This is a genomic window from Mesorhizobium sp. M7A.F.Ca.AU.002.02.1.1 (assembly GCF_003998535.1).
GTDB lineage: Bacteria > Pseudomonadota > Alphaproteobacteria > Rhizobiales > Rhizobiaceae > Mesorhizobium > Mesorhizobium ciceri.
In genome coordinates, this window is sequence record NZ_RZPB01000895.1 from 1 (window position 1) to 2,186 (window position 2,186).

Annotated in this window: 1 protein-coding gene; it reads right to left on the reverse strand. The window is 54.8% G+C overall.

Annotated features, from left to right (window positions below; genetic code table 11):
• Nucleotides 1–964: 964 nt before the first annotated feature.
• Nucleotides 965–1,858, reverse strand: coding sequence for a DUF3800 domain-containing protein (locus tag EN879_RS32970; protein ID WP_127274560.1), 894 nt, complete (start codon nt 1,856–1,858; stop codon nt 965–967).
• Nucleotides 1,859–2,186: the final 328 nt, after the last annotated feature.

The following is a 2,186-nucleotide window of genomic DNA, read 5'->3' on the forward strand; positions in this document are numbered from 1 at the left end:
GTTCCTCCACATCCCAGACATAGCGCTCTTTGCTGGGCATCCGCGGTTGTGGCATACGGCCATCCGCGACCATCTGGTCGAACGTCGTTGGACTGACGCCGATAGCTACCGCTGCCTGTTCTCGATTAATGCCGAACAGCAGGAGCCCGCCAAGTGCGCGTTTCATTGCTTTTCTCGCTGCACATCGCCTCGCGGGCTGAGTTCCGCGACAGTGGAGCATTCACCTAAGAAGCAATCACGCTACCCTTTCCTTGCAATGCCTGGAATGGATCTGTCCGGCCAATGCGGCAAACGGCGGTAACGGCGTGAAAATAGGATAGCAGACCGCGGCTGCGGGGGTTCGAGTGCTATCGTCGGCATGCTGCTTGACAGCAAGTTGAAGCCATTGTTCGTGGCAAGGATGGATGGGGAAGATACCTAAATGTAATCAATTAGTTACGACATTCGTCGTGGAAAAATCTCACACGAAAGTCCTGCTTCCTTTCTTTTTTCGAACTTTTTTGGTCGTGTCCTAGGCCGAACTACGTGCGTTTACGGTCGAAACTCGAATATCGGATTCGGCTTTAGGAAAAATTTGACGAGACATCGCATCTTGGAACCAACGTTGTCGGCGTCGCCCCAGAAGGCCCACGAAAGGAATCCGACGGGGTGGAATTAACGGTCATATGAAGGTCTGTTCGATTTGGCTGGTGGGCGTTATCCGCACAATAGAATTCCGCGCATGATTTCCGCACATAAACCATTCTCGGATCGCCATCCGGGCGGCACTTTACGGCGATGTACGGAAATCGGTCGTTTAGCGTACACTAGCGACGTCGCGTACTGGCTCGGAGCGAACTTCTGCCCTTGAACCTTCATACGGCTGCTGTGCGCGGCCATTCATATCGGAGCTGTCGCATGGCAGGGTCGGGGCAGTAAGCGGTCAGTCGGCTGTCCAGACATCCCTTGGTTAGGTCCAATACCCCTAACTCTTGCCTTGGAACTCATCCCAAGCCGTTCGAATTTTGGCAAGTGCATCCACAGCGTCGTCACCATGAGGCGGCCTAAAGCCTTCGCGCTTTGCCTGATCTGCGACCGCTCGAAGACGCCGCCAATCCCCCTTCGTCTTGAGTGTCTGCAAGATCGGCAATACCCGAGAGAAGGCAGTGCCCCAACGAACAAGCATGTCCAGTGGTAACCGGGCCTCGATATGGCTCTCCGAGCGGAGGTACTTAGCTCGGCGATTTACCGTAGGGTCTCCGTTGCCCTCACGTTGGCGGCGAATGTGCCACGCCAACATGTCTGCCGCTTGCAGCGGTAAGTCCCGCATATCGTCGCCGTAGCCGATAGGCATTTTGATCAGGCCACGAGATACCGAGTCTAAATTTTCCACCATATAATCGAAAAACAGGGCGACGTCCGTGTTTACCCCGCTCTGCTCATCAAAGATGAACCTGACCGGTGTGATGGTGCCCATGCCAGCCAAATGACGTGCGACGACCGAAACCGCTCCAAAGGTAAGGCTGAAATAGGCCGTGGAAAGGCCCCGAGGCGACGCCGGGGACACGTGACTTTCGTAGTCTGCCCGACTGACTGAAATATCAAAAGTCCAAGGGGGCCGAATGCGATCGATGACCTCTGCCAACCCCTCCAGTTTTTGGTCGCGAGCTTCTCGGGTCCAACCCGCGAACTGACCGCGTAGACTGTTCGCCTCCGCCATCTTGAGGTACCCAATCGTCGGATACTTTGCCAGCGCCAGACTCCACGCTACGCTGAATTGCTCCCAAGCGTCGTCGCGATTAACCAGTCCCGCGAATACGAGATCGCGTTCACCGATATCGCTGCCGGAGTCATCGAAGTACGCCGAAAGGTCCATCACTCACCTATTTGCCGGCTTCCTTTAGTCGCGACCGACGTAGAACAGAAGCTTTCAGCTGATATCGGTAATGACGGCAAGATGGTTGTCTTTAGCACGGGATGTCGCCTCCTAGATCGTCGCCGCGGTCAGCGCGTTTTCAAACTCAAATTCCGCATTCCGGTCATGTCCTGACCGTTTGATCTTTCGTGAGGGAGACCTCCGGTCTAGTTCGGGTCAGTTTAGGTGTATTTGACTTCCTCGTGTTTCAGCCGGGATCAAACTGTCACGCAATTTAAGTCGTATTGCATGCGATGCCTGAATATCTCTGCTAGCATTAGCAGAGCCGCGC